This is a genomic window from Paraburkholderia sp. BL23I1N1 (assembly GCF_003610295.1).
Lineage (GTDB): Bacteria > Pseudomonadota > Gammaproteobacteria > Burkholderiales > Burkholderiaceae > Paraburkholderia.
In genome coordinates, this window is sequence record NZ_RAPV01000001.1 from 5,572,459 (window position 1) to 5,592,787 (window position 20,329).

14 protein-coding genes and 2 pseudogenes are annotated in these 20,329 nt (G+C 62.1%); 4 read left to right on the forward strand and 12 right to left on the reverse strand.

The window, feature by feature from the left end; all coding sequences use genetic code 11:
- Positions 1 to 127: 127 nt before the first annotated feature.
- The 9 genes from B0G76_RS26000 to B0G76_RS26040 form a co-directional block, all read right to left on the reverse strand.
- On the reverse strand, positions 128 to 1,387 hold the full coding sequence (locus B0G76_RS26000) for a hybrid-cluster NAD(P)-dependent oxidoreductase (RefSeq protein ID WP_120295048.1): 1,260 nt from the start codon (positions 1,385 to 1,387) through the stop codon (positions 128 to 130).
- 33 nt (positions 1,388 to 1,420) lie between these two features.
- Positions 1,421 to 2,731 carry an SRPBCC family protein gene (locus B0G76_RS26005; protein ID WP_120295049.1) on the reverse strand — a complete coding sequence of 437 codons (1,311 nt, stop codon included), beginning with the start codon at positions 2,729 to 2,731 and terminating at the stop codon, positions 1,421 to 1,423.
- Between the two features lie 73 nt (positions 2,732 to 2,804).
- Positions 2,805 to 3,593 carry an electron transfer flavoprotein subunit beta/FixA family protein gene (locus tag B0G76_RS26010; protein ID WP_120295050.1) on the reverse strand — a complete coding sequence of 263 codons (789 nt, stop codon included), beginning with the start codon at positions 3,591 to 3,593 and terminating at the stop codon, positions 2,805 to 2,807.
- Positions 3,590 to 4,768, reverse strand: a complete 1,179-nt coding sequence (locus B0G76_RS26015; RefSeq protein WP_120295051.1) for an electron transfer flavoprotein subunit alpha/FixB family protein — start codon at positions 4,766 to 4,768, stop codon at positions 3,590 to 3,592. The genes B0G76_RS26010 and B0G76_RS26015 overlap by 4 nt, the downstream gene beginning before the upstream one ends.
- Before the next feature lie 4 nt (positions 4,769 to 4,772).
- Positions 4,773 to 6,686, reverse strand: coding sequence for a (Fe-S)-binding protein (locus B0G76_RS26020; RefSeq protein WP_120295052.1), 1,914 nt, complete (start codon positions 6,684 to 6,686; stop codon positions 4,773 to 4,775).
- 2 nt (positions 6,687 to 6,688) lie between these two features.
- Complete coding sequence (locus B0G76_RS26025) at positions 6,689 to 8,752, reverse strand: NADH:flavin oxidoreductase (protein WP_120295053.1); 2,064 nt, start codon at positions 8,750 to 8,752, stop codon at positions 6,689 to 6,691.
- Positions 8,753 to 8,792: 40 nt separating this feature from the next.
- Positions 8,793 to 9,329 (reverse strand): DUF5943 domain-containing protein, encoded by a 537-nt coding sequence (locus B0G76_RS26030; protein WP_120295054.1) that lies wholly within the window; start codon positions 9,327 to 9,329, stop codon positions 8,793 to 8,795.
- A gap of 44 nt (positions 9,330 to 9,373) precedes the next feature.
- A complete protein-coding gene (locus B0G76_RS26035; RefSeq protein WP_120295055.1) occupies positions 9,374 to 10,345 on the reverse strand; it encodes a dipeptidase in 972 nt (323 codons plus the stop codon).
- Positions 10,346 to 10,363: 18 nt separating this feature from the next.
- Positions 10,364 to 11,638, reverse strand: a complete 1,275-nt coding sequence (locus B0G76_RS26040; RefSeq protein WP_120295056.1) for a serine hydroxymethyltransferase — start codon at positions 11,636 to 11,638, stop codon at positions 10,364 to 10,366.
- 430 nt (positions 11,639 to 12,068) lie between these two features.
- Between B0G76_RS26040 and B0G76_RS26045 the strand changes: the two genes are divergently transcribed.
- Entirely contained in the window at positions 12,069 to 13,067 is a 999-nt protein-coding gene (locus tag B0G76_RS26045) for a GlxA family transcriptional regulator (RefSeq protein ID WP_120295057.1), read from the forward strand.
- 81 nt (positions 13,068 to 13,148) lie between these two features.
- On the opposite strand, the gene fdhA is transcribed toward B0G76_RS26045, so the two are convergent.
- On the reverse strand, positions 13,149 to 14,348 hold the full coding sequence (fdhA, locus tag B0G76_RS26050; protein ID WP_120295058.1) for a formaldehyde dehydrogenase, glutathione-independent: 1,200 nt from the start codon (positions 14,346 to 14,348) through the stop codon (positions 13,149 to 13,151).
- Between the two features lie 252 nt (positions 14,349 to 14,600).
- Between fdhA and betI the strand changes: the two genes are divergently transcribed.
- From betI to betA, 3 genes and pseudogenes are all read left to right on the forward strand, one after another.
- Positions 14,601 to 15,188, forward strand: a complete 588-nt coding sequence (gene betI, locus B0G76_RS26055) for a transcriptional regulator BetI (RefSeq protein ID WP_120296819.1) — start codon at positions 14,601 to 14,603, stop codon at positions 15,186 to 15,188.
- 30 nt (positions 15,189 to 15,218) lie between these two features.
- The gene (gene betB / locus B0G76_RS26060; protein WP_120295059.1) at positions 15,219 to 16,688 is read left to right on the forward strand and encodes a betaine-aldehyde dehydrogenase; all 1,470 of its coding nucleotides are present in this window, start codon (positions 15,219 to 15,221) and stop codon (positions 16,686 to 16,688) included.
- Between the two features lie 12 nt (positions 16,689 to 16,700).
- A pseudogene (betA, locus tag B0G76_RS26065) lies at positions 16,701 to 18,387 on the forward strand (choline dehydrogenase).
- Between the two features lie 15 nt (positions 18,388 to 18,402).
- On the opposite strand, the pseudogene B0G76_RS26070 reads toward betA, so the two are convergent.
- Positions 18,403 to 19,822: pseudogene (locus B0G76_RS26070) on the reverse strand (MFS transporter).
- Between the two features lie 186 nt (positions 19,823 to 20,008).
- Entirely contained in the window at positions 20,009 to 20,272 is a 264-nt protein-coding gene (locus B0G76_RS44105; RefSeq protein ID WP_120296821.1) for a hypothetical protein, read from the reverse strand.
- Between the last annotated feature and the right edge of the window lie 57 nt (positions 20,273 to 20,329).

Below are 20,329 nucleotides of genomic sequence, written 5' to 3' on the forward strand. Positions count from 1 at the left end.
CCGTTCGCCGTCCAAACTACCCATTGAGCATTTAGAATCGCCAGCCAGAATTGCCTGGTAGCGTTGTTTTCCGACATCCAGTTGTCCGCAGGCGACCTTGACCGCGAATCCGGGTCCCGTTCTTGTCTTACTTATCGACGACGAGATCGCTCAACGGCTTGCTGCAGCACAACAGCACCATGCCCTGATCGATTTCGCGCTGTCGGATTCCGCCCGCATGTTTCATCGCGACTTCGCCGGACACCAGCTTCACCTTGCAGGTGCCGCACATGCCCTGGGTGCATGAGGCCGGAAGCCGCACGCCGGCCTTCTTCGCCGCGTCGAGTACATGCTGGCCATTGCCGCATTCGATCTCGCGATTGCTTTTGGCGAAGCTCACCTTGAATGTCGTTTCGGTCTCGAGCGGCACCTGCGCGGGTGTGAACCCGGCCGCCTGTTCACGCGATTCGGCAAAGCTTTCCGCCGTGGTTGTGGGTGCCTGCAACGCATCCGCGACATGCGCGGTCGTCAATTGCGCGGCGACCTCGCTGATCGTCTCGAACGAGAAACTTTCCTCGTGATAATGGCTGCGATCGAAGTCGCCTTCAGCCAGTAAATTTCGGACTGCCTGCATGTAGGGCGCAGGCCCGCAGGTGAAAATCTCACGATCCAGAAAATCCGGCGCGATGAGTTTAAGCAAGGGCAACGTCAGAAAGCCGGTGACGCCAGGCCAATTGGTCCTTGCGCCAAGCCGTTCACAGACGAACGCCGTGCGGAAATTGGCCTGATTCGACGCAATCAGATCGAGTTCGCGCGCGAAGATAATGTCGTCCGGCGTGCGGGCGCTGTGTACGAATACGATGTCGCTGTCTTCGCCGAGCTCATGATGCGCGCGGCTCATCGACATCAGCGGCGTCACGCCCGACCCTGCCGACAAAAACAGAAACTTGCGCGCCGGATGCCGCGCACAAGTGAACTCGCCGGACGGCCCGAGCACACGAACTTCCGAACCCGCGTGCAGATTGTCGTGCAGCCAGTTCGACACCTTGCCCCCCGGCACGCGCTTCACCGTGATGGAGATAGTGTGCGGCCGCGTGGGCGGCGAAGAAATCGTATAGCAGCGATTCACCGCCTCGCCGTCGATCTCCAGCTCCAGCGTAATGAACTGCCCCGGCTCGAACACGAAGGCCCGCTCGGAGGGCGCGCGAAAGAAGAAGCTCTTGACGTCGTGGGTTTCCTGGCGGACCTGGCAGCACACCAGCGTGTCGTCGGTTTCGCTATTCCAGCGAGCCGGCAACGTCTCCCAGAACCGCGGCCGCGTCACTCGGCTCGACGTCTCATCGTCTGAAGTCTCGCGGTTCGGAGCCGGCTCGGCGCTCATCTGTGGCGTCGCCTGATCGCGCATCATTATTTTCTCCCGCTCCTGTTGGCGATATCGCGCTCAGCGCATGAAAGACACGACTTTTTCGCCGTGCGAAACCGGCGCATCGCCGGCATCATGGGTTTGGGGCGCATTGCTGTACTCCGCAATACGGCCGATGTACCACTCGCAGAATTTTTCGACGAGGCCTTCGGTGAACGGCGAATACGGACCCGGCTCGTACGCGCTGCTCGTTGCGCCGCGTTGCGAGTACTCCACGAGCGCGCGGTCCTGGTCATTGGTGGCGCGCCACACGGCCGTGAGATTGTTCACGTCGTAATCGATGCCTTCGCGCGCGTCTTTGTGGACGAGCCACTTGGTGCGTACCAGCGTTTTGCCCGCCGAAAGCGGAATCACCGAAAAGCTGACAATGTGGTCGCTCATGAAGTGATGCCACGAGTTCGGCTGCGTCCAGAACGAAAGGCCACCGAGATCGGCCTGCTCGAAACCGCCCAGCAGCTTTTTCGAGGCCACCTTCGCGTCCATGGTCTGCGATTCGCCGTCGCGATCGAGTGGCAGGCGTTGCGTGCGGAACCCCGTCACCAGATCGGCCAGGTGGTCGATTTCCGCCGACGGCAGTTTCATCGCTTCCCATTGCGCGGTGCGGCGCGCCACGGTCTCTTCAAACGCCGCCATGCCTTCCTCGTTGGCGGGCGTGCGTTGGTAGCCAAAGCCATACTCGTAAAGCGAAATGGTCAGTTCGGGATGGTTCGCGACGCAGTGGTAGCACTCGCGATTGTTCTCCATCGTGAGCTTCCAGTTGCCCTCTTCGATGATATCGATCGACGCCGCGATCTTGCAGCCGGCAAGATCGTGCGGCAACAGATACGGTTCCATCGCGGCGCGCATCACAGCGAAGTCGACGGGCGGTTCGTCCGCGAGACAGATGAAAATCAAGCCGGCAAGATTCTCGACGCGCACCGCTTTCAGGCTGTGCTTGCAGCGGTCGAACTGGTCGCCCATATGCTCGGCGAACATCAGATCGCCGTTCAGGTTATAGGTCCAGCTGTGATACGGGCAAACGATATTGCCGAGTGATCCTTTGTCGGTATTGCACAAACGCGCGCCACGGTGGCGACAAACGTTATGGAACGCCCGCACCAGCATGTCGTCGTCGCGTACGATCAGAATCGAATCGTTGCCGATTTCCACTGTGACGTAGTCGCCCGGCTCCGGTACATCGGGTTCTACCGCGACCTGAATCCAGTGCTTGCGGAAAATCGCCTCCATGTCGAGCGCGAAAATTTCCTCGCCCGTATAGAACGGCGCTTCCAGCGTGTGATTCTTTTTACGGCGTTCGACCATTGCGCGAACGTCTGCCGAAACTTTCATTGTGTGCTCCGTTGCATGTCACGTCTGGCGCCGCGCCAGGCCCTCCTGGCCGCAGGTTCGCCTGAACCGGAAATCAGTAATCCACGAGTTGATGCTCGCGCAAATACGCGAGAATCACTTGTGCTTTTTCGACGGAACTCCCTTCAATTACGACGCTGCCGCCGCGGCTTTCGGTGGTCGTTGCCGAGAGCATGCGGGCGTGGCCCGAACGCTTTTCGGCGGCGGCAAGGCGCACCGGTTTGGCTGTAGCGGGACGGGTCGTCCAGGCGAGGTGGTCGGGAGTGGCGTCTGGGCTTTCGGATGTTGCAGTCGTGACCGGACGGATCGTGCCTTCGCGAAGCCTTGCATAGGCGTAGCTCGGCGCCGTGTTGGCCATCGGATGCACCGCGATCAAAGCCGGCAACTGCACGTCGACACGCCGGCGCAAACCCTTCGGCATGAATTGCCGGACTTCGGCGCAACCGTCCCGGAGCGTCAAATCGACGGCTGCACCAACCAGTGGCATATCCAGCGCACTGGCGACGCGATACGGCAGCATGCCGCTATCGAATGCGCCTTCAGCCCGCGTGCCGGTCAAAACAAGGTCGTAACCGCGCAGACGTGCGGCGAGCGGCGCTATCGCATCGCCCTGCATTTCAGGAGATGAAGGCACGTTCAGCACCTCGACAGTGCGTGCGCCGAGCGCGAGATACTCCTTCAGCGCCGGGTTCGACGGATCGCCCGCATGCAACACGTCGAGCGTCGCGCCGTGCGTTTTCGCAAGCGAAAGCGCGATCGTCAACGCGGCGGCGTCATTTCGGCTGTAACGCGCGGTGCCGCTGACCGGGTGCCGCCCCACGGAAACCAGTACGGCGATCTTCATGCAAGCGCTCCTTCCGCAATAGCCTTTGAATTCAATAGCGCAGCACCGGTGCCGCGTGCCGTGCGCGCAGCCGCCGCGGCTTCGTTCAACGCCGCGATGGTTTCCTGCGCGTCGGCAATGACGGTCAGATTCGCGCGTTTGGCGATCGGCGCGCTGGCGTCGAGATTCACGGCGATCACATGCCGGCAATCCTTGATGCCCTGCAGATGCTGAACCGCGCCGGAAATGCCGAACGCGATATAAATGCTCGCCTCCACGGTTTTTCCCGTGGCGCCGATCTGCTTGTCGCGGGTGAATTTGCCGTCGTCCACCGCGACGCGGCTTGCGCCTATCGCAGCGCCTAACGTGACCGCGAGACGCTCGAACGCGGGGACGTCACTGACGCCATTGCCTGCCGAGACGATGAAATCCGCCTCTTCGAGCGCGAGTTGCGCGGCGTCGATTTCCTCGATGCCAAGATCGCGCACGATGCCTTTGGACGAAGCCGGTTCACCATCGAAACGCCACACCACGCGTTCGCCCGCGCCGACGAACGGCAACTTCGGATCGACCGCATTCGGTGCGAGCAAAATGACCTCGGGCAACGCGCGCACAGCGAACGCCGTATTCGTCTGAATATAAGCCGCAACGTGCGCCGCATCGATTTCAACAACATGCGTCGCGACGCTCGCGTTCGCGGCTGCCGCATAACGGCGGCCGAGATCGCCGTCTCCAGTGGCGTTATCGGGCAGAAAAATATGCGCCGGCGCGTAGGCCGCAACGCACGCGGCCAATGCATTCATTTCGTCCAGCGGCGCGAAAACGCGGCGATCGAACATCGGCAACTCGATCAGCTTGTCGGCGCCGAGCGCGGCGGCGTCGCCGGTGAATTCGCCGAATACGAGCAGGACGACTTCGCTTGTCGCGTCCGCGATCAGCGCGGCGGCGGCCAGCGTCTGGCGCGCGTGATCGTCCAGCGCGCCGCGGTCCGCGTGCGCGGCCACCAGCAGCACACGCTGCGCCGCAGCCGTCGTGCGGCGCGGTCTAGCCTGCTCGCGATGCGCCGACCCTGAGGCGCCGTGCGCCGCGAAATCCATTGAGCCGGCAACACCCGTCATGCCGAGCGTGATGCGCTTGAGACCTTCCGCCGTGATCGTGAACGGCCGGCGCGGGTCGATTCGTTTTAGTGTGTTCATCGCGTTACTCCAGCGCCGCGGCAACCAGTTCGGCGACGTCCAGCACTTCCGGACGCGGGCCGACCACGCCTTCGAGCATCGCCGTGCAATTCGGGCAACCCACCGCGACGATCTCGGCGTTTATCGCCCGTGCATCGTCGATACGGATATCCGGAATGCGCCGCTTGCCGGGGATATCGGTCAACGGCGCACCGCCACCACCGCCGCAGCACCGTCCGCGCATGCCGTTGCGTTCCATCTCGACCACCTTGATGCCGATGGATTTCAGCAAACGGCGTGGCGCTTCGGTCTCACCGTTATAGCGGCCCAGATAGCACGGGTCGTGATACGTGATCTTGCGGTCCGCGAACGCGGCGACCGCTTTCGGCGACAGCTTGCCGCTCGATACCAGTTCTTCGATCAACGCCGTGTGATGCTGCACCTCATAGAAGCCGCCAAGCGCGCGATATTCGTTGCGCAGGCTGTGCAGCACATGCGGATCAGGCGTGACGATTTTGCGGAACGCGTACTGCGACAGCGTGCCGATCAGCTTGGTCGCGAGTTGCTGGAAGGTGGCCTCATCGCCCAAACGCCGTGCCGTGTCCCCCGTATCGGTCTCGACGCCGCCGAGCACCGCATAGTCGATCCCCGCGCGATTCAGTACCTTGACTAGCGCGCGCAGCGTGCGCTGATACCGCATGTCGAACGCGCCTTCGCCGGCGATCAGCAGCACGTCCACAGGGCGTCCCGGTTGGGCGACCTGCACTTGCAGATCGACCGCCCAGTCGTAACGCGCGCCGATGTCGTAGCCGTTCGAACTGCCGGTTTCGCGCAAATTGGCGAGCGTGATTGGACCTTTGCCCGGTACGCTGCCTTCAACCAACGTCTGGTTGCGGCGCATATCCACGATCGCGTCGACGTGTTCGATCAGCATCGGGCATTCCTGCACGCAGGCGCGGCAGGTGGTGCAGGACCATAGCGTGTCCGCTTCGATCAGGCTCGACACGAGCGGTTTGCCCGGCGCGCCGCTATGTTTGCCGAGCGGAATGCCCGGCGTCGGGCTGCCCGTGTAAGCCTCGTCCGTCCCGCCCACCATGCCCGTGACGAGATCCTGAATCAGCTTCTTCGGATTGAGCGGTTGCCCGGCGGCAAACGCGGGGCACGCCGCTTCGCACTTGCCGCACTGCACGCAGGCGTCGAAGCTCAGCAACTGGTTCCAGCGAAACTCCACCGGTTTGCCGACGCCGTATTCCTTCGCATCGAGCAGCGGCGCCTTCAGCGCGGTCGGTGGCACGACATCGTTGTCGTTACGTTCGGCAAAGCGCTCCTGACGCGGATGAAACGCGAGGTGCAGCAGACCCGCGAGCGCATGCTTCATCGGACCACCGCGCGCCGCACCGAACGTCATCGTGAACGCGCCCACCGCGATCAGCAGCGCGACGATGATGGCTAGCGCACCTGACATCGCCGCGGCAGGCAGCGCGATGAACAGCGCCAAACCGAGCGCGAACGACCCAAGCAGCAGAGGCAGATGATCCCAGGGCCCGCGCGAGAGCCGTGCCGGCGCGGCCTTCGCCCCATGCCGCCGACGCCAGACGAACACCGCGCCGACCAGCATCACCAGCGCGGCAAGAAAGATCAGCTTGTCCAACCAAGGCGAGTAGATCGCGAGACCGTAGTTGACGAACACCAGCGCCATTGCGAGGATCGCACCGCCCGCCGTCGCCACGTGCGTCTTCGCGATGTACGGGTCACGCGCGACCACATGGTGCAGGTCGACGAAATAGCGCTTCGGAATTGCCAGCAGATTGGCCCAGCCGTACGCACCCGCCGCCGTGGCGCGGCCTTCGCGCCAGTATGCAGCGCGTTTGACGAGCGCGAACGCGAGACCCGCCACCGACAACCACAGCAGAACGGTGATGACAAACACGGGGCTCATCGTCAGAAATCCTTGCAAAGGCGCAGCGCGTCGTAAATCGCGCCGTGAATGTTGTGCATGGAAATACAATCGCCCACGCGAAACAGCAGGAAGCGGCCGTTACCGAGTTCTTCGCTGAGCGACGGTTGCGGCTCGGACGCGAAGAGCTTGTGCACGTCCACTTGGCCGCGATTCACCGACTCGGGCTTGAGCGTCCAGTAAAGCTGATCGTTCGGTGTGCTGCCGTTCTCGATCACCACCTGATCGACCACGCGTTCTTCCTGCTCTTCCGTGTACTCGTTGCGAATCACGGCGATCTTCTTGCCGTCTTCCTCGTAGACTTTGTCGAGCCAGTAGTTCGGCGTGTGAATTACGCCTTGCGCGTAGAGGCGGCGATAGAAGATCGGGAACGTGGTGCCGCCTACGTCGTCGGCAACCTTCACGTCGGGCGTCACGATCTCGACGTTCGAGCCGCGGCTCGACATAAAATCTGCGACGCCCGCGCCGGCGTGCGTGCTGACGCCGTCATACACCAGCACGTTCTTGCCCGGTTCGACCTTGCCCGACAGGACGTCCCATGAACTGACCGCGAGCCCTTCTTCGACGCCCCACGCCGCCACTTGCGACGTGAACGACGAGCCGCCCGTGGCCAGCACGACGATGTCCGGCTTCTCGGCCATGATGGTTTTCTCGTCGGCGGCAACGCCGAGACGTCGATCGACGCCGAGACGCTTCGTCTCCATATCGAACCAGCGCACGATGCCCGCCATCTGCTCGCGCTGCGGCGCTTGCGCGGCCAGCATGATCTGACCGCCAACGTAGTCGTTCTTCTCGAACAGCACCACGTCGTGGCCGCGCGACTTCGCCACCCGCGCCGCTTCCAGCCCGGCCGGACCCGCGCCGACCACGACCACCTTGCGCTTCGGTCCACGTGTCTTCGCGATCACGTGCGGCATGGTTTCTTCGCGTGACGTTGCGGCGTTCTGCACGCACAGCACGTCCAGCCCGTTGTACTGGCGGTCGATGCAATAGTTCGCGCCGACGCATTGCTTGATCTCGTCTTCGCGGCCGTCGCGAATCTTGATGACCATATGCGGATCGGCGATCTGCGCGCGCGTCATGCCGACCAGATCGACCATACCGCTCGCGAGCAGACGCTCGGCCTGGCCTGCGTCGCGAATGCTTTGCGCATGCATGACCGGGAGCTTCACCACCGACTTGATACCCGCCGCAAGATGTACGAACGGCTCGGGCGGCAGCGCCATTGGCGGCATGCAGTTCGCCAGCGTGTTGTGCGTATCCGCGCCGGAACCGATCACGCCAAGGTAATCGATCAGGCCGGTTTCGCTCATCGCCTGGGCGATCTCTTTCAGTTGTTCGTGATCGAGGCCGTCTTCATGGAATTCGTCGCCGCACATGCGCAGACCGATACAGAAGTCCGCGCCCACCGCTTCACGCACGGCCTTCAACACTTCCGTACCGAAACGCAGGCGGTTTTCGAGCGAGCCGCCCCATTCGTCGGTGCGGAAATTCGTGCGCGGGCTCCAGAACTGATCGATCAGATGCTGGTGCGCCGCCGAAATCTCGATGCCGTCCATGCCGGCATCCTTCACGCGCTTCGCCGCGGCGGCGAAATCCGAAATGATGCGGCGAATCTCTTCCACTTCGATGATCTTCGCGTTGCCGCGGTGAACCGGCTCACGCACGCCCGACGGTGACATCAGATGCGGCCAGTGCTCGCCGTGAAAGGCCGAGCGGCGCCCCATGTGCGTGGCCTGGATCATGATCTTCGCGCCGTGCCGATGCATCGCTTCGGCGAGCCGCGCGAGCGGATCGATGATCTTGTCGGTCGACAGGTTCACCGACTTCCACCAGCCTTGCGGGCTATCGATCGACACCGGGCTCGAGCCACCGCACACGGCAAGGCCGACGCCGCCCTTGGCCTTCTCTTCGTAGTAACGGATATAACGGTCACCGGGCAGACCGCCCGGTTCCGCATACACCTCCGCGTGTGCGGTGCTGACAATGCGGTTGCGTAAAGTCAGCTGGTTCAGCGTGAGAGGCTTGAAAAGGTTCGGGTAACGCATCGCGATCGACCTCGGAATGGATAGGCTATATGCGTTGTATTTACGACGCGAGCGGCGATACTTCGAACACGCAATGGTCGTGGCCTTCAGCCGCGCATTGCGCTTCTTTCGAATGGGACGGCGGACCCTTACGAGCGGAATCCGGCGCGGTGTCGTTCACCCAATCCATCGCGCCCGCAAACCAGCCGGCGAACATGTAGCACAGCTTGCCTTCCTTGCCCGGCTGCGCGAGCACGAACGACGAATGGTGCAATTCAATGCGGGCACGCGAGCTGGACGGATCGGCTTCTGCGATCGTGAAGATGCCCCAGCCGCGTTGCGACAGACGCTTCAGGTAATGCTCGAACACCGCCATACCGGCAATGCCGTGCTGTTTCGCTTCCTTGTCGCACCAGAAATACGCGGATTTGTAGCCGGCCTTATAGAGAATTTCGGCATAGGCATCGCGACCGAGCGCTTCTTCGACAGCAGTGTGATTGTTCGTGAAGAAGTGACGCGGCACGTAGAGCATCGGCAGCGCGTCGGTGGTCCAGACGCCGGTATTCGGATCGACGTCGATAGGCAGTTGGGGTTGCATGGGGAGACTCCGTTTTTATAGATTCATGTTCAGCGAATGGGAATTCAAACTTTCCACACTTCGCCGAACACCCGTACCCAGTTTTCACCCATGATCTTCCTGATGCGCGTCTCGCTCCAGCCGGCGCGTTCCATCGCCGCCGTCAGGTTGGGAAACTCGCCGATCGTGCGAATGCCTTCCGGATTCACCACTTTGCCGAAGTTCGTCAGTTGGCGATAACGACCCTTGTCGTGCGTGATCCAGTCGAAGAACTCGGTGCTATAGCCTTGCGTGAAGTCCGTGCCGATGCCGACCTGGTCTTCGCCAATCAGATTCACCACGTATTCGATCGCTTCGATATAGTCTTCGACCGTCGCGTCCGGACCGCGCTTGAGGAACGGCGCGAACATCGTCACGCCGACGAAACCGCCCGCATCGGCGATCTCTTTCAGTTGCTCGTCGCTCTTGTTGCGCGGATGCTCCTTGAGCCCCGACGGGCAGCAATGCGAGTAGCACACCGGCTTGTTCGACGCCGCGATCGCTTCAGATGACGTCTTGCCGCCCACATGCGAGAGATCGACCATGATGCCGACGCGGTTCATCTCCTGGATCACTTCGCGGCCATAGCCCGACAGCCCACCGTCGCGTTCATAGCAGCCCGTGCCGACTAGATTCTGCGTGTTGTAGCAAAGCTGAACCACGTTCACGCCGAGGTCCTTGAAGGCTTCGATATAGCCGAGGTTATCCTCGAATGCATGTGCGTTCTGGAAACCGAAAATGATGCCGGTCTTGTTCTCTTTCTTCGCGCGCAGGATGTCGTCGGTAGTGCGCACGAGCGTCAGGATTTCGCTGTATTCGCGGATCTGCTGCTTCATTTCGGCGATATTGTCGACGGTCTTCTGGAAGCTTTCCCAGACCGACACGGTGCAGTTCACCGCGGTCACGCCGCCCTTGCGCATGTCTTCGAACACCGATCGTTCGAACTTCGAAATGTTCAGACCGTCGATGATGATGCTGTTGTCGTGCAAAGTGCTCATCGTGTGCTCCAGGCGTGCTTAGTAGATGGAAAAGCGTTCGCACAGCGCAAAAATCTCGCGGCGCACGCGTTGTTCGGTTGCGGCATCGCCTTCCGGATGATCGCGCAGCGCGTCGAGCACCTCGACGATCAACCGCCCGATTTCGCGGAACTCGCTCGCGCCGAAGCCGCGTGTGGTGCCCGCCGGCGTGCCGAGGCGAACGCCCGACGTCACCGTCGGCTTTTCGGTGTCGAAAGGAATGCCGTTCTTATTGCAGGTGATGCCCGCGCGTTCCAGCGCCTGCTCGACCTGATTGCCTTTGAGGCCCTTCGGGCGCAGATCGACCAGCAGCAGATGGTTGTCCGTGCCGCCCGTCACCAGATCGACGCCGCCCGCTTTCAGCACTTCGCCCAGTGCCTGCGCGTTAGCCAGCACGTTGTCGATGTAGGTCTTGAAGCCCGGTTGCAGCGCTTCGCCGAACGCCACCGCCTTGCCGGCGATCACGTGCATCAGCGGGCCGCCCTGCAAGCCGGGGAACACCGCCGAGTTGATCTTCTTGGCGATGTCTTCGTCATTCGTCAGCACAAAGCCGCCACGCGGACCGCGCAGCGTCTTGTGCGTGGTCGACGTCACAACGTGAGCGTGCTCGACCGGATTCTGGTGACGCCCGGCCGCGATCACCCCGGCAATGTGCGCCATGTCCACCATTAGCTTCGCGCCCACGCCGTCGGCGATCGCACGCAACCGGGCGAAGTCCAACGCGCGCGGATAGGCCGAGAAGCCGGCGATCAGCAGCGCCGGTTTGTGCTGCTGCGCGAGTTCCTCGATCTGCTCGTAATCGATCAGCATCGTGTCGCGATTAACACCGTATTGCACCGCGTTGAACCATTTGCCCGACATCGCCGGCTTGGCGCCGTGGGTCAGGTGGCCGCCCGCGTCGAGCGACATGCCGAGCACCGTGTCGCCAGGCTTAACCAGCGCCAGCATCACCGCACCGTTGGCTTGCGCCCCGGAATGCGGCTGCACGTTGGCGAATTTCGCGTTGAACAAATGCTTGATGCGATCGAGGGCCAGCGTTTCGACCACGTCGGCGTATTCACAGCCGCCGTAATAGCGTTTGCCCGGATACCCTTCCGCGTATTTGTTGGTCAGCACCGAACCCTGCGCTTCGAGCACCGCGCGCGACACGATGTTTTCCGACGCGATCAATTCGACTTGCGACTGCTGGCGCTCCAGCTCTTTCAAAATGGCGCCGCGCACTGCTGCATCACGCGTGGCGAGCGATTCTTCAAAGAAAGGATTCGGGTTCGACATGGAAGGTCCGTGAGGTGGTTGGCGGAGGGCCGGAGCGGCTTTGAACCTGGCTGCAAAGCCCTACCGCTACCGGTCTGCATTGCGTCTATTCTTGACGTTCGCCTCACGCGCCAATTTACGAATTCAGACGTGTTCTTTGCCTTTTCCGCCATCCGCGTCCTTTTTCGACAAGTCGCCATGGCAGCTTACGAACGATCGTTAGCCGTTCGCGCTCATGCTGCACTGCAGCTGATCGTTGTGCGCGGTTCGGGTGCGTGTGTGGGCGGTGATGGCGCCGTTCTGGTGCCATTTGTTTAGCGATCCAATCTTATTGGCGCGCGACCGAGGGTTTAGCCTGATGGCACGCTAGTTGCGCTAGTCCTCAAAATTAGAGGGGTCGCCGCTCCCCACGACGACGCGACATTACAGATTCGAAGGATCATTTTCCCCCATGTCCACCGATCGCACGGCGTCACTGTCGCATTTCGCATTCATGCCGGTTCCGAACTTCACGATGATCGCGTTCACCAACGCAATCGAAGTCCTCCGCATGGCGAACTACCTGACAGGACAAACGCTTTACCGCTGGTCGATCGTAAGCCCGGAAGGCGGCCCGGTGACGGCAAGCAACGGTCTCGCGGTCGATACCGGTCCCGTTGAATGCGTGGGTCAGCCGGATATCGTGTTCGTGGTCGGCGGCATCGACGTGCAGCGCGCCACCACCCCGGCCCATCTCTCGGCGTTGCGCCGCTTCGCTCGCATGGGTTGCGTGCTCGGCAGCCTGTGCACCGGCACCTATGCGCTGACGCGCGCCGGCTTGCTGGCCGGTTACGCGTGTGCGATTCACTGGGAGAACATGTCGGCGCTCAAGGAAGAGTTTCCCGACACGCGCTTTCTGAAAGAACTGTTCGTGATCGATCGCGATCGCGTCACATGCACGGGCGGCGTCGCGCCGCTCGATATGATGCTCAACCTGATCGCGCCGCGCGTCGGCACGGCACGGGTCACGCAGATCGCCGAGCAGTTCATCGTCGAACACGTGCGCGATACGAGCGCCCAGCAGAAAATGCCGCTGGTGGCGCGGCTCGGTTCGGCCAACAAATCGCTCTTCGAAGTGATCGCGCTGATGGAGAACAACATCGAAGAGCCGCTTTCACGCGAAGAGCTCGCGCGGCTCGCCGGCATGTCGCAACGGCAATTGCAGCGCCTGTTCCGCGAGCATCTGGGCATGACGCCCACGCATTACTATCTGACGCTGCGCTTGCGGCGCGCCCGCGAGTTGCTGCTGCAGACCGACATGTCGATCATGCATATCACGATGGCTTGCGGGTTCCAGTCGGCTTGTCACTTTTCGAAGAGCTATCGCGACGCGTTCGGCACCGCGCCTACACGCGAGAGGCGCAGGCAGGCGCCGTCGCTGGCTTCCGTCGCGCCTGTGATGGCGGCGTGAGCAGCGATCGCCGCTCAATTCATGCTTTAACTAACTGTCAGCACCAATACTTCGAGGGCCGCGAATGCGGCCCCTCGTGCTTCAAGCGGCTTTCAACAGCCCGTGCGGGTCGATCACAAACTTCCTCGGCGCGCCGCCGTCGAATTGCCGGTAACCTTCGGGGGCCTCGTCGAGCGAGACAACCGTCACGTTCACGATGTCCGCAATCGGCAACCGATCCCACAAGATCGCCTGCATGAGATTGTGGTTGTATTTCATCACCGGCGTCTGTCCCGTATGAAACGAGTGTGACTTGGCCCAGCCGAGACCGAAGCGGATGCTCAGGCTGCCTTTGCGAGCGGCGGCATCAGCGGCGCCCGGATCGTCCGTCACGTAAAGGCCCGGAATGCCGATCGCGCCCGCGGCACGGGTGATTTCCATCAGCGAATTAAGCACGGTGGCCGGCGCTTCTTCATGCGAGCCGCTGCTGCCGTGGCCGTGAGCCTCGAAGCCGACGCAGTCCACCGCGCAATCCACTTCGGGTTTGCCGAGAATCTGCTCGATCTGCTCGCCGAGCGTGGCGTCCTTCGACAGATCGATGGTCTGGAAACCCATCTTGCGCGCATGCGCGAGACGCGCCTCGTTCATATCGCCGACGATCGTGCAGGCCGCACCCAGCAGGCGAGCGGAAGCGGCCGCGGCCATGCCCACCGGCCCTGCGCCGGCAATGTAGACGGTAGCGCCAGGTTTCACGCCCGCCATCACCGCGCCGTGGTAACCCGTCGGCAGAATGTCGGACAAACACGTGAGGTCACGGATTTTCGACATCGCCTGGGCGTGGTCGGGGAATTTCAGCAGATTGAAGTCCGCGTACGGCACCAGCACGTATTCGGCCTGGCCACCGATCCAGCCCCCCATGTCGACGTAGCCATAAGCGCCGCCGGCCCGCGACGGATTCACGTTCAGGCACACGCCGGTGTGCTGCGCCTTGCAGGTCGGGCAGCGACCGCAAGCAACGTTGAAGGGCACCGACACGAGGTCGCCGATCTTCAAGGTTTCAACGTCGCGGCCCACCTCGATCACCTCGCCGGTGATCTCGTGGCCGAGTACAAGACCGACCTCGGCGGTCGTGCGGCCGCGCACCATGTGCTGATCGGAGCCGCAAATATTCGTGCTGACCACCTTCAGGATCACGCCGTGGCCGATTGACCGGCCACGCGGATCGACCATCTTCGGAAAGTCGATCGACTGCACTTCCACCTTGCCCTGCCCTAGATACACGACGCCGCGATTGCTGCTCATTTGCCTGTCTCCATGTCTTGTGAGCGGCGCACCCGACTCGATGCAGCACGCCGTTCAACGAGCGTAGCGCCCGCTGAAACAAAGGACATGTACTGAACACGACACCGGTTTGGCCGGAACCGACACGCGGGGTGCAACCCGCGCCCACGTTGATTCCTTTCGTTTTTTATTAATTGACCGTTCAATATAAAAAAACTAACATGGCCCATCGAACACTTGGGCGGCCTGCCAGCGCCTGCCGCCTCCAGCACCATGCCTAAACTTGGAATGCGCGAAATCCGCCGCGCCCAGCTGATCGACGCAACCCTTCTCACCATCGACCAGACCGGCCTGGGCGGCGCCACGCTCGCTTCGGTCGCGCAGCGCGCGAGCATTTCGACCGGCATCGTGAGCCACTATTTCGGCGACAAAGACGGCTTGCTCGAAGCCACCATGCGCCACGTGCTGCGCGATCTCTGGCAAGCCACGTCGAGACGGCGCCGTGCAGCGAAAGCGGATCCCCGCTCGAAACTGCGCGCGGTCGTCGCGGCGAATTTCGACGCCGAGCAGACCAGCAGCCCGGTCATGAAAACGTGGCTCGCATTCTGGTCCGAGAGCATGCACAAGCCACAATTTCGGCGGCTTCAGTATGTGAACACGCGCCGGCTGAACTCGAACCTGTGCGCGGATTTTTCGGAAGCACTGCCGCGTGCCGCGGCGCGCCGCGCGGCGAGCGGGCTCGCCGCATTGATCGACGGACTGTGGTTGCGCGGCGCGTTGTCCGGTGAGCCCTTCGATACGAAGGCTGCGCTGCGCGTGGCGAACGAATACATCGATCTGGTGCTGGAAACACGCAACTAGACCGGCGACATTTATAGAAAGGAGCAAGTCATGGCGGTATTCGCAACGCAACGTCTCTATATCGGCGGCGCCTATGTCGATGCAACCGGTGGCGAGACTTTCGACACGCTCGACCCCGCCACCGGCGAAACACTCGCGATCGTGCAACAGGCCTCGGCGGCCGACGTCGATCGCGCGGTGCAATCCGCGCGCGACGGTCAACGCGAATGGGCCGCGCTCACGGCCATGCAGCGCTCGCGCATCTTGCGCCGCGCCGTCGAAATCCTGCGTGAGCGCAATGACGAACTCGCCGCGCTCGAAACACGCGACACCGGCAAGGCGATCGCGGAGACCCGTGCGGTCGACATCGTCACCGGCGCGGACGTGATCGAGTATTACGCCGGGCTTGCGACCGCGATTGAAGGACAACAGATTCCGTTGCGGCCCTCGTCGTTTGTTTATACGCGACGTGAGCCGCTGGGCGTATGCGCAGGGATCGGCGCGTGGAACTACCCGATCCAGATCGCGTGCTGGAAATCGGCGCCCGCGTTGGCGGCCGGTAATGCGATGATCTTCAAGCCGAGCGAAATCACGCCGCTGTCCGCGTTGAAACTCGCCGAGATTTATACCGAAGCCGGTGTACCCGCCGGTGTGTTCAATGTCGTGCAAGGCGATGGACGCGTTGGCGCGATGCTCGCCGCGCATCCCGACATCGAAAAGATTTCGTTCACCGGCGGCGTTGAAACGGGCAAGAAGGTCATGTCGCTGGCAGGCGCATCGTCGCTGAAAGAAGTGACAATGGAGTTGGGCGGCAAGTCTCCCCTGCTCGTCTTCGACGATGCCAACCTCGAACGCGCCGCCGACATCGCGATGAGCGCCAACTTTTTCAGCTCCGGTCAGGTTTGTACGAACGGCACGCGGGTCTTCGTGCAGCACAGCGTGCTGGAAAGGTTCGAGACACTTGTGCTGGAGCGCGTCAAACGGATTCGCATTGGCGTGCCCACTGATGCCAACACCAATTTCGGCCCGCTGGTGAGCGCCGCGCAATTGCAGAAAGTGCTCGGCTACATCGAAAGCGGCGTTCAGGAAGGCGCGCGGTTGATTGCCGGCGGCAAGCGGCTGACCGAAGGCCACTTCCGCAACGGCCAGTATGTCGAGCCGACGGTTTTCACCGGCTGCCATGACGACATGCGTATCGTGCGCGAAGAAATCTTCGGCCCGGTCATGAGCATTCTCGCTTTCGACGACGAAGACGAAGCAATCTCGCGTGCCAATAACACCGCTTATGGTCTCGCTGCGGGTGTGGTGACCGAGAACCTGGCGCGCGCGCATCGCGTGATTCATCGCCTTGAAGCGGGTATTTGCTGGATCAATACGTGGGGTGAGTCGCCTGCGGAAATGCCGGTGGGCGGCTACAAGCAATCGGGCGTCGGCCGCGAGAACGGCATTACCACGCTCGAACACTACACGCGCATCAAATCCGTGCAGGTCGAACTCGGCCCCTATCAACCGGTGTTCTAAGGAGGGGTGGCAATGGCTTCGAACGAATACGACTACATCATCGTCGGCGCGGGTTCGGCGGGCAACGTGCTCGCTTCGCGCCTGACCGAAGACGCAAACGTGACCGTGCTGCTCCTCGAAGCAGGCGGCCCCGATTACCGTTTCGATTTTCGCACGCAGATGCCCGCGGCGCTCGCCTATCCGTTGCAGGGGCGGCGCTATAACTGGGCGTACGAAACCGATCCCGAGCCGCATATGAACAACCGCCGCATGGAGTGCGGACGCGGCAAGGGGCTCGGCGGTTCGTCGTTGATCAATGGCATGTGCTACATCCGCGGCAATGCGCTTGATTACGACGGCTGGGCAGGACGCTCCGGGCTGGAAAACTGGACCTATCTGGATTGCCTGCCGTATTTCCGCAAAGCCGAAACACGCGATGTCGGTGCGAATGCGTATCACGGGGGCGATGGACCGGTTCATGTGACGACGAGCAAGCCTGGCAACAATCCGTTGTTTGCCGCGATGGTCGAGGCCGGCGTGCAGGCAGGTTTCCCGCGTACCGACGACCTCAACGGCTATCAGCAGGAAGGCTTCGGCCCGATGGATCGCACGGTCACGGCGAACGGCAGACGTGCGAGCACTGCACGCGGCTATCTGGATCGCGCGAAGACGCGTCCGAATCTGACCATCGTGACGCATGCCATGACCGATCGCGTGCTGTTCTCGGGCAAGCGCGCGATTGGCGTTGCGTATCTGCATCACGGCAAGGCGGTGACTGCGCATGCGCGCCGCGAAGTGCTGGTGTGCAGCGGCGCGATTGCGTCGCCGCAATTGCTGCAACGCTCAGGCGTGGGCCGCTCGACGTGGCTGCGTGAGCTCGACGTGCCGCTCGTGCACGATCTGCCCGGCGTCGGCGAAAACCTGCAGGACCACCTGGAGATGTATATCCAGTACGAATGCAAGGAGCCGGTTTCGCTGTATCCCGCGTTGCAATGGTGGAATCAGCCTGCAATCGGACTGGAGTGGATGCTCAACGGCACGGGTATTGGCGCGAGCAATCAGTTCGAAGCGGGCGGCTTTATCCGTACGCGCGATGAGGACCAGTGGCCGAACATCCAGTATCACTTTCTGCCCGTCGCGATCAACTACAACGGTTCGAACGCGATCAAGATGCACGGCTTCCAGGCGCATGTCGGTTCGATGCGCTCGCCAAGCCGTGGCCGTGTGAAGCTCACCTCACTCGATCCTGCGGCGCATCCGAGCATCCTGTTCAACTACATGGCGGATCCGCTCGACTGGCGCGAATTCCGCGACGGTATCCGCATTACGCGCGAGATCATGCGGCAGCCCGCGCTCGATCGTTATCGCGGCCGCGAGCTGAACCCGGGCGCGGAATTGACCACGGACGAGCAACTCGATGCGTTCGTGCGGATGCGTGCGGAGACGGCGTTTCATCCGTCGTGCTCGTGCAAGATGGGCTATGACGATATGGCTGTGGTGGATAACGAAGGCCGCGTTCACGGGCTCGATGCGCTGCGCGTGGTCGATGCGTCGATCATGCCGCAGATCACAAACCGGCAATCTGAACGCGCCGACGATCATGATGGCGGAGAAGATCGCCGACCGGATTCGCGGACGGGAGGCGCTGGCGCGGGTGGAGACGCCGTATTTTGTGGCGAACGGCGTCGCATCGAGGAAACGTGAAACGGTGGCGGTTTAATCCGCGCCGAAACAGTCACTCACGCGCAGGGCTCAACACCCCCTGCGCATCCGATTCCACAGCTTCGGACACCAAGGTCTCCAGCGCCTGCCCACGCGTCTCGATCCCCATGATCCACACTGCCGCGGCCGCGATCACAAAACACATTGCGCCGAGCGAAAACACGCCGCCTTGCCCAAACATCGGCAGCACGACACCGACCACGTAAGGGCCGATCAAGGATCCCACACGGCCAATCGCCGACGCAAAGCCTGACCCTGTCGCGCGCGCGCCCGTGCCATAAAGTTCAGGCGTATAGGTGTAAAGCACCGCCCACATCGCAAACATAAAAAACTGCATCGCGAGCCCGGCGCAGATCAGGAGCGTCGGCGTTTGCGCGTGCAGCGCGGTTTGTCCGTAGACATAGGCCATCACCGCGCTGCCGGCCAGCGACGCGATACAGGTCGGCTTACGTCCCCAGCGTTCGACCAGCCACGCCGCGCAGATGAAGCCCGGAATCCCACCGAGCGAAATCAAGACCGTGTACAGCACCGACTTCGTCACCGCGAAGCCCGCTTGCTGCATCAACGCACCGAGCCACGATGTAAGCCCATAGAACCCGAGCAACGCGAAGAACCACAGCGTCCACATCATGATCGTGCGACGCCGGTAGGCCATGCTCCATATCTCGCGAAAACGCACTCGTACCCTTCGCGGCCGGCGGTTCCTGCAACATCACCGGCGCGCGCAACTGGCTCAGGCTGGCTGCTTTCATGACCTTCGCTTCGACTTCGACAAGGATCTTGTCCGCTTCGGCGAGGCGTCCGCGATGTTCCAGCCAGCGCGGCGATTCCGGCACGACGCGGCGCACGATCAGCACGAACACGGCAGGAATCGCCAGCAGCGCGAACTCCATGCGCCAGCCGAACGCAGGCAACACGAAATACGACACCACGCCCGCCATGATGAAACCGAGCGGCCAGAAGCCATCCATCAGCGCGATCAGTCGTCCGCGCGACGTTGCCGGCACGAATTCGGACAGGAGTGTCTGCGCAATCGGAAACTCCATGCCCATGCCGAAGCCCAGCAGCACGCGATAGAAGATAAGCCCCTCGACGCTTTGCGCGGTCGAGCATAGATACGACGCGAGCCCCCACAGCACCATGCTCCACTGAAAAACAGGACGCCGCCCGAAGCGATCGGCTAACAATCCGGCGACGGCTGCACCGATCACCATGCCGAAGAAGCTCGCGCTCGCAACCAGCCCCGCCGTCGCGGTCGACAAATGGAATTCGGTCTTGATCGAACCGAGTACGAAGGTCATCGTGCCAAGATCGACCGAGTCGAAAAAGAATGCGATCGCGATGATGATGAAGAGGGTCCGGTGATATCCAGAGAACGGCAGGCGCTCGAGTCTGGCGGCTGCGCTCGCGCGAAGCTGAAAAGCAGTAGACATGTCATCCCCTCGTTGATGCGGCGGCTGCCGCGAAGACGTTCCGATCAGTGCATTTCAGTAGACGCCGACATAATTCGGCCACATAGAAGGAATGCGTCATTGGGATGGAATGGGGGCGTCATTCCGTCAATGCGCGCGCGCGCGGCGCGCTTCGATACCGAAGCGGCATCAACGCGAAACCGATCCTCACGCCCGAAGCCGCGCACGCGCAGCACCAACAACGCGCGCGAGCGCATCCGCACTCAACCTCGCAGCAATCTTCTCAACGTATTCATGATGCCGCGACTGCAGCGGTGCACCCAACTGCTGCGCGAGGAGATAGCGAATCAGCGCAATGCGCCGATGCTGCAACAAGATGCTCTGATCGAGCAGCGCGAGCGCGGCATGGGCATCGCCCTGTTGGCACGCGCGCTCGGTGAGACGCGCGGTGGCTAGACGTGTCGACGTCATGTCAGTCGGCGGCCGGTAGAGCCGCGAGCGGTGCCTCAGCAAGCAAGGCACCGCCCG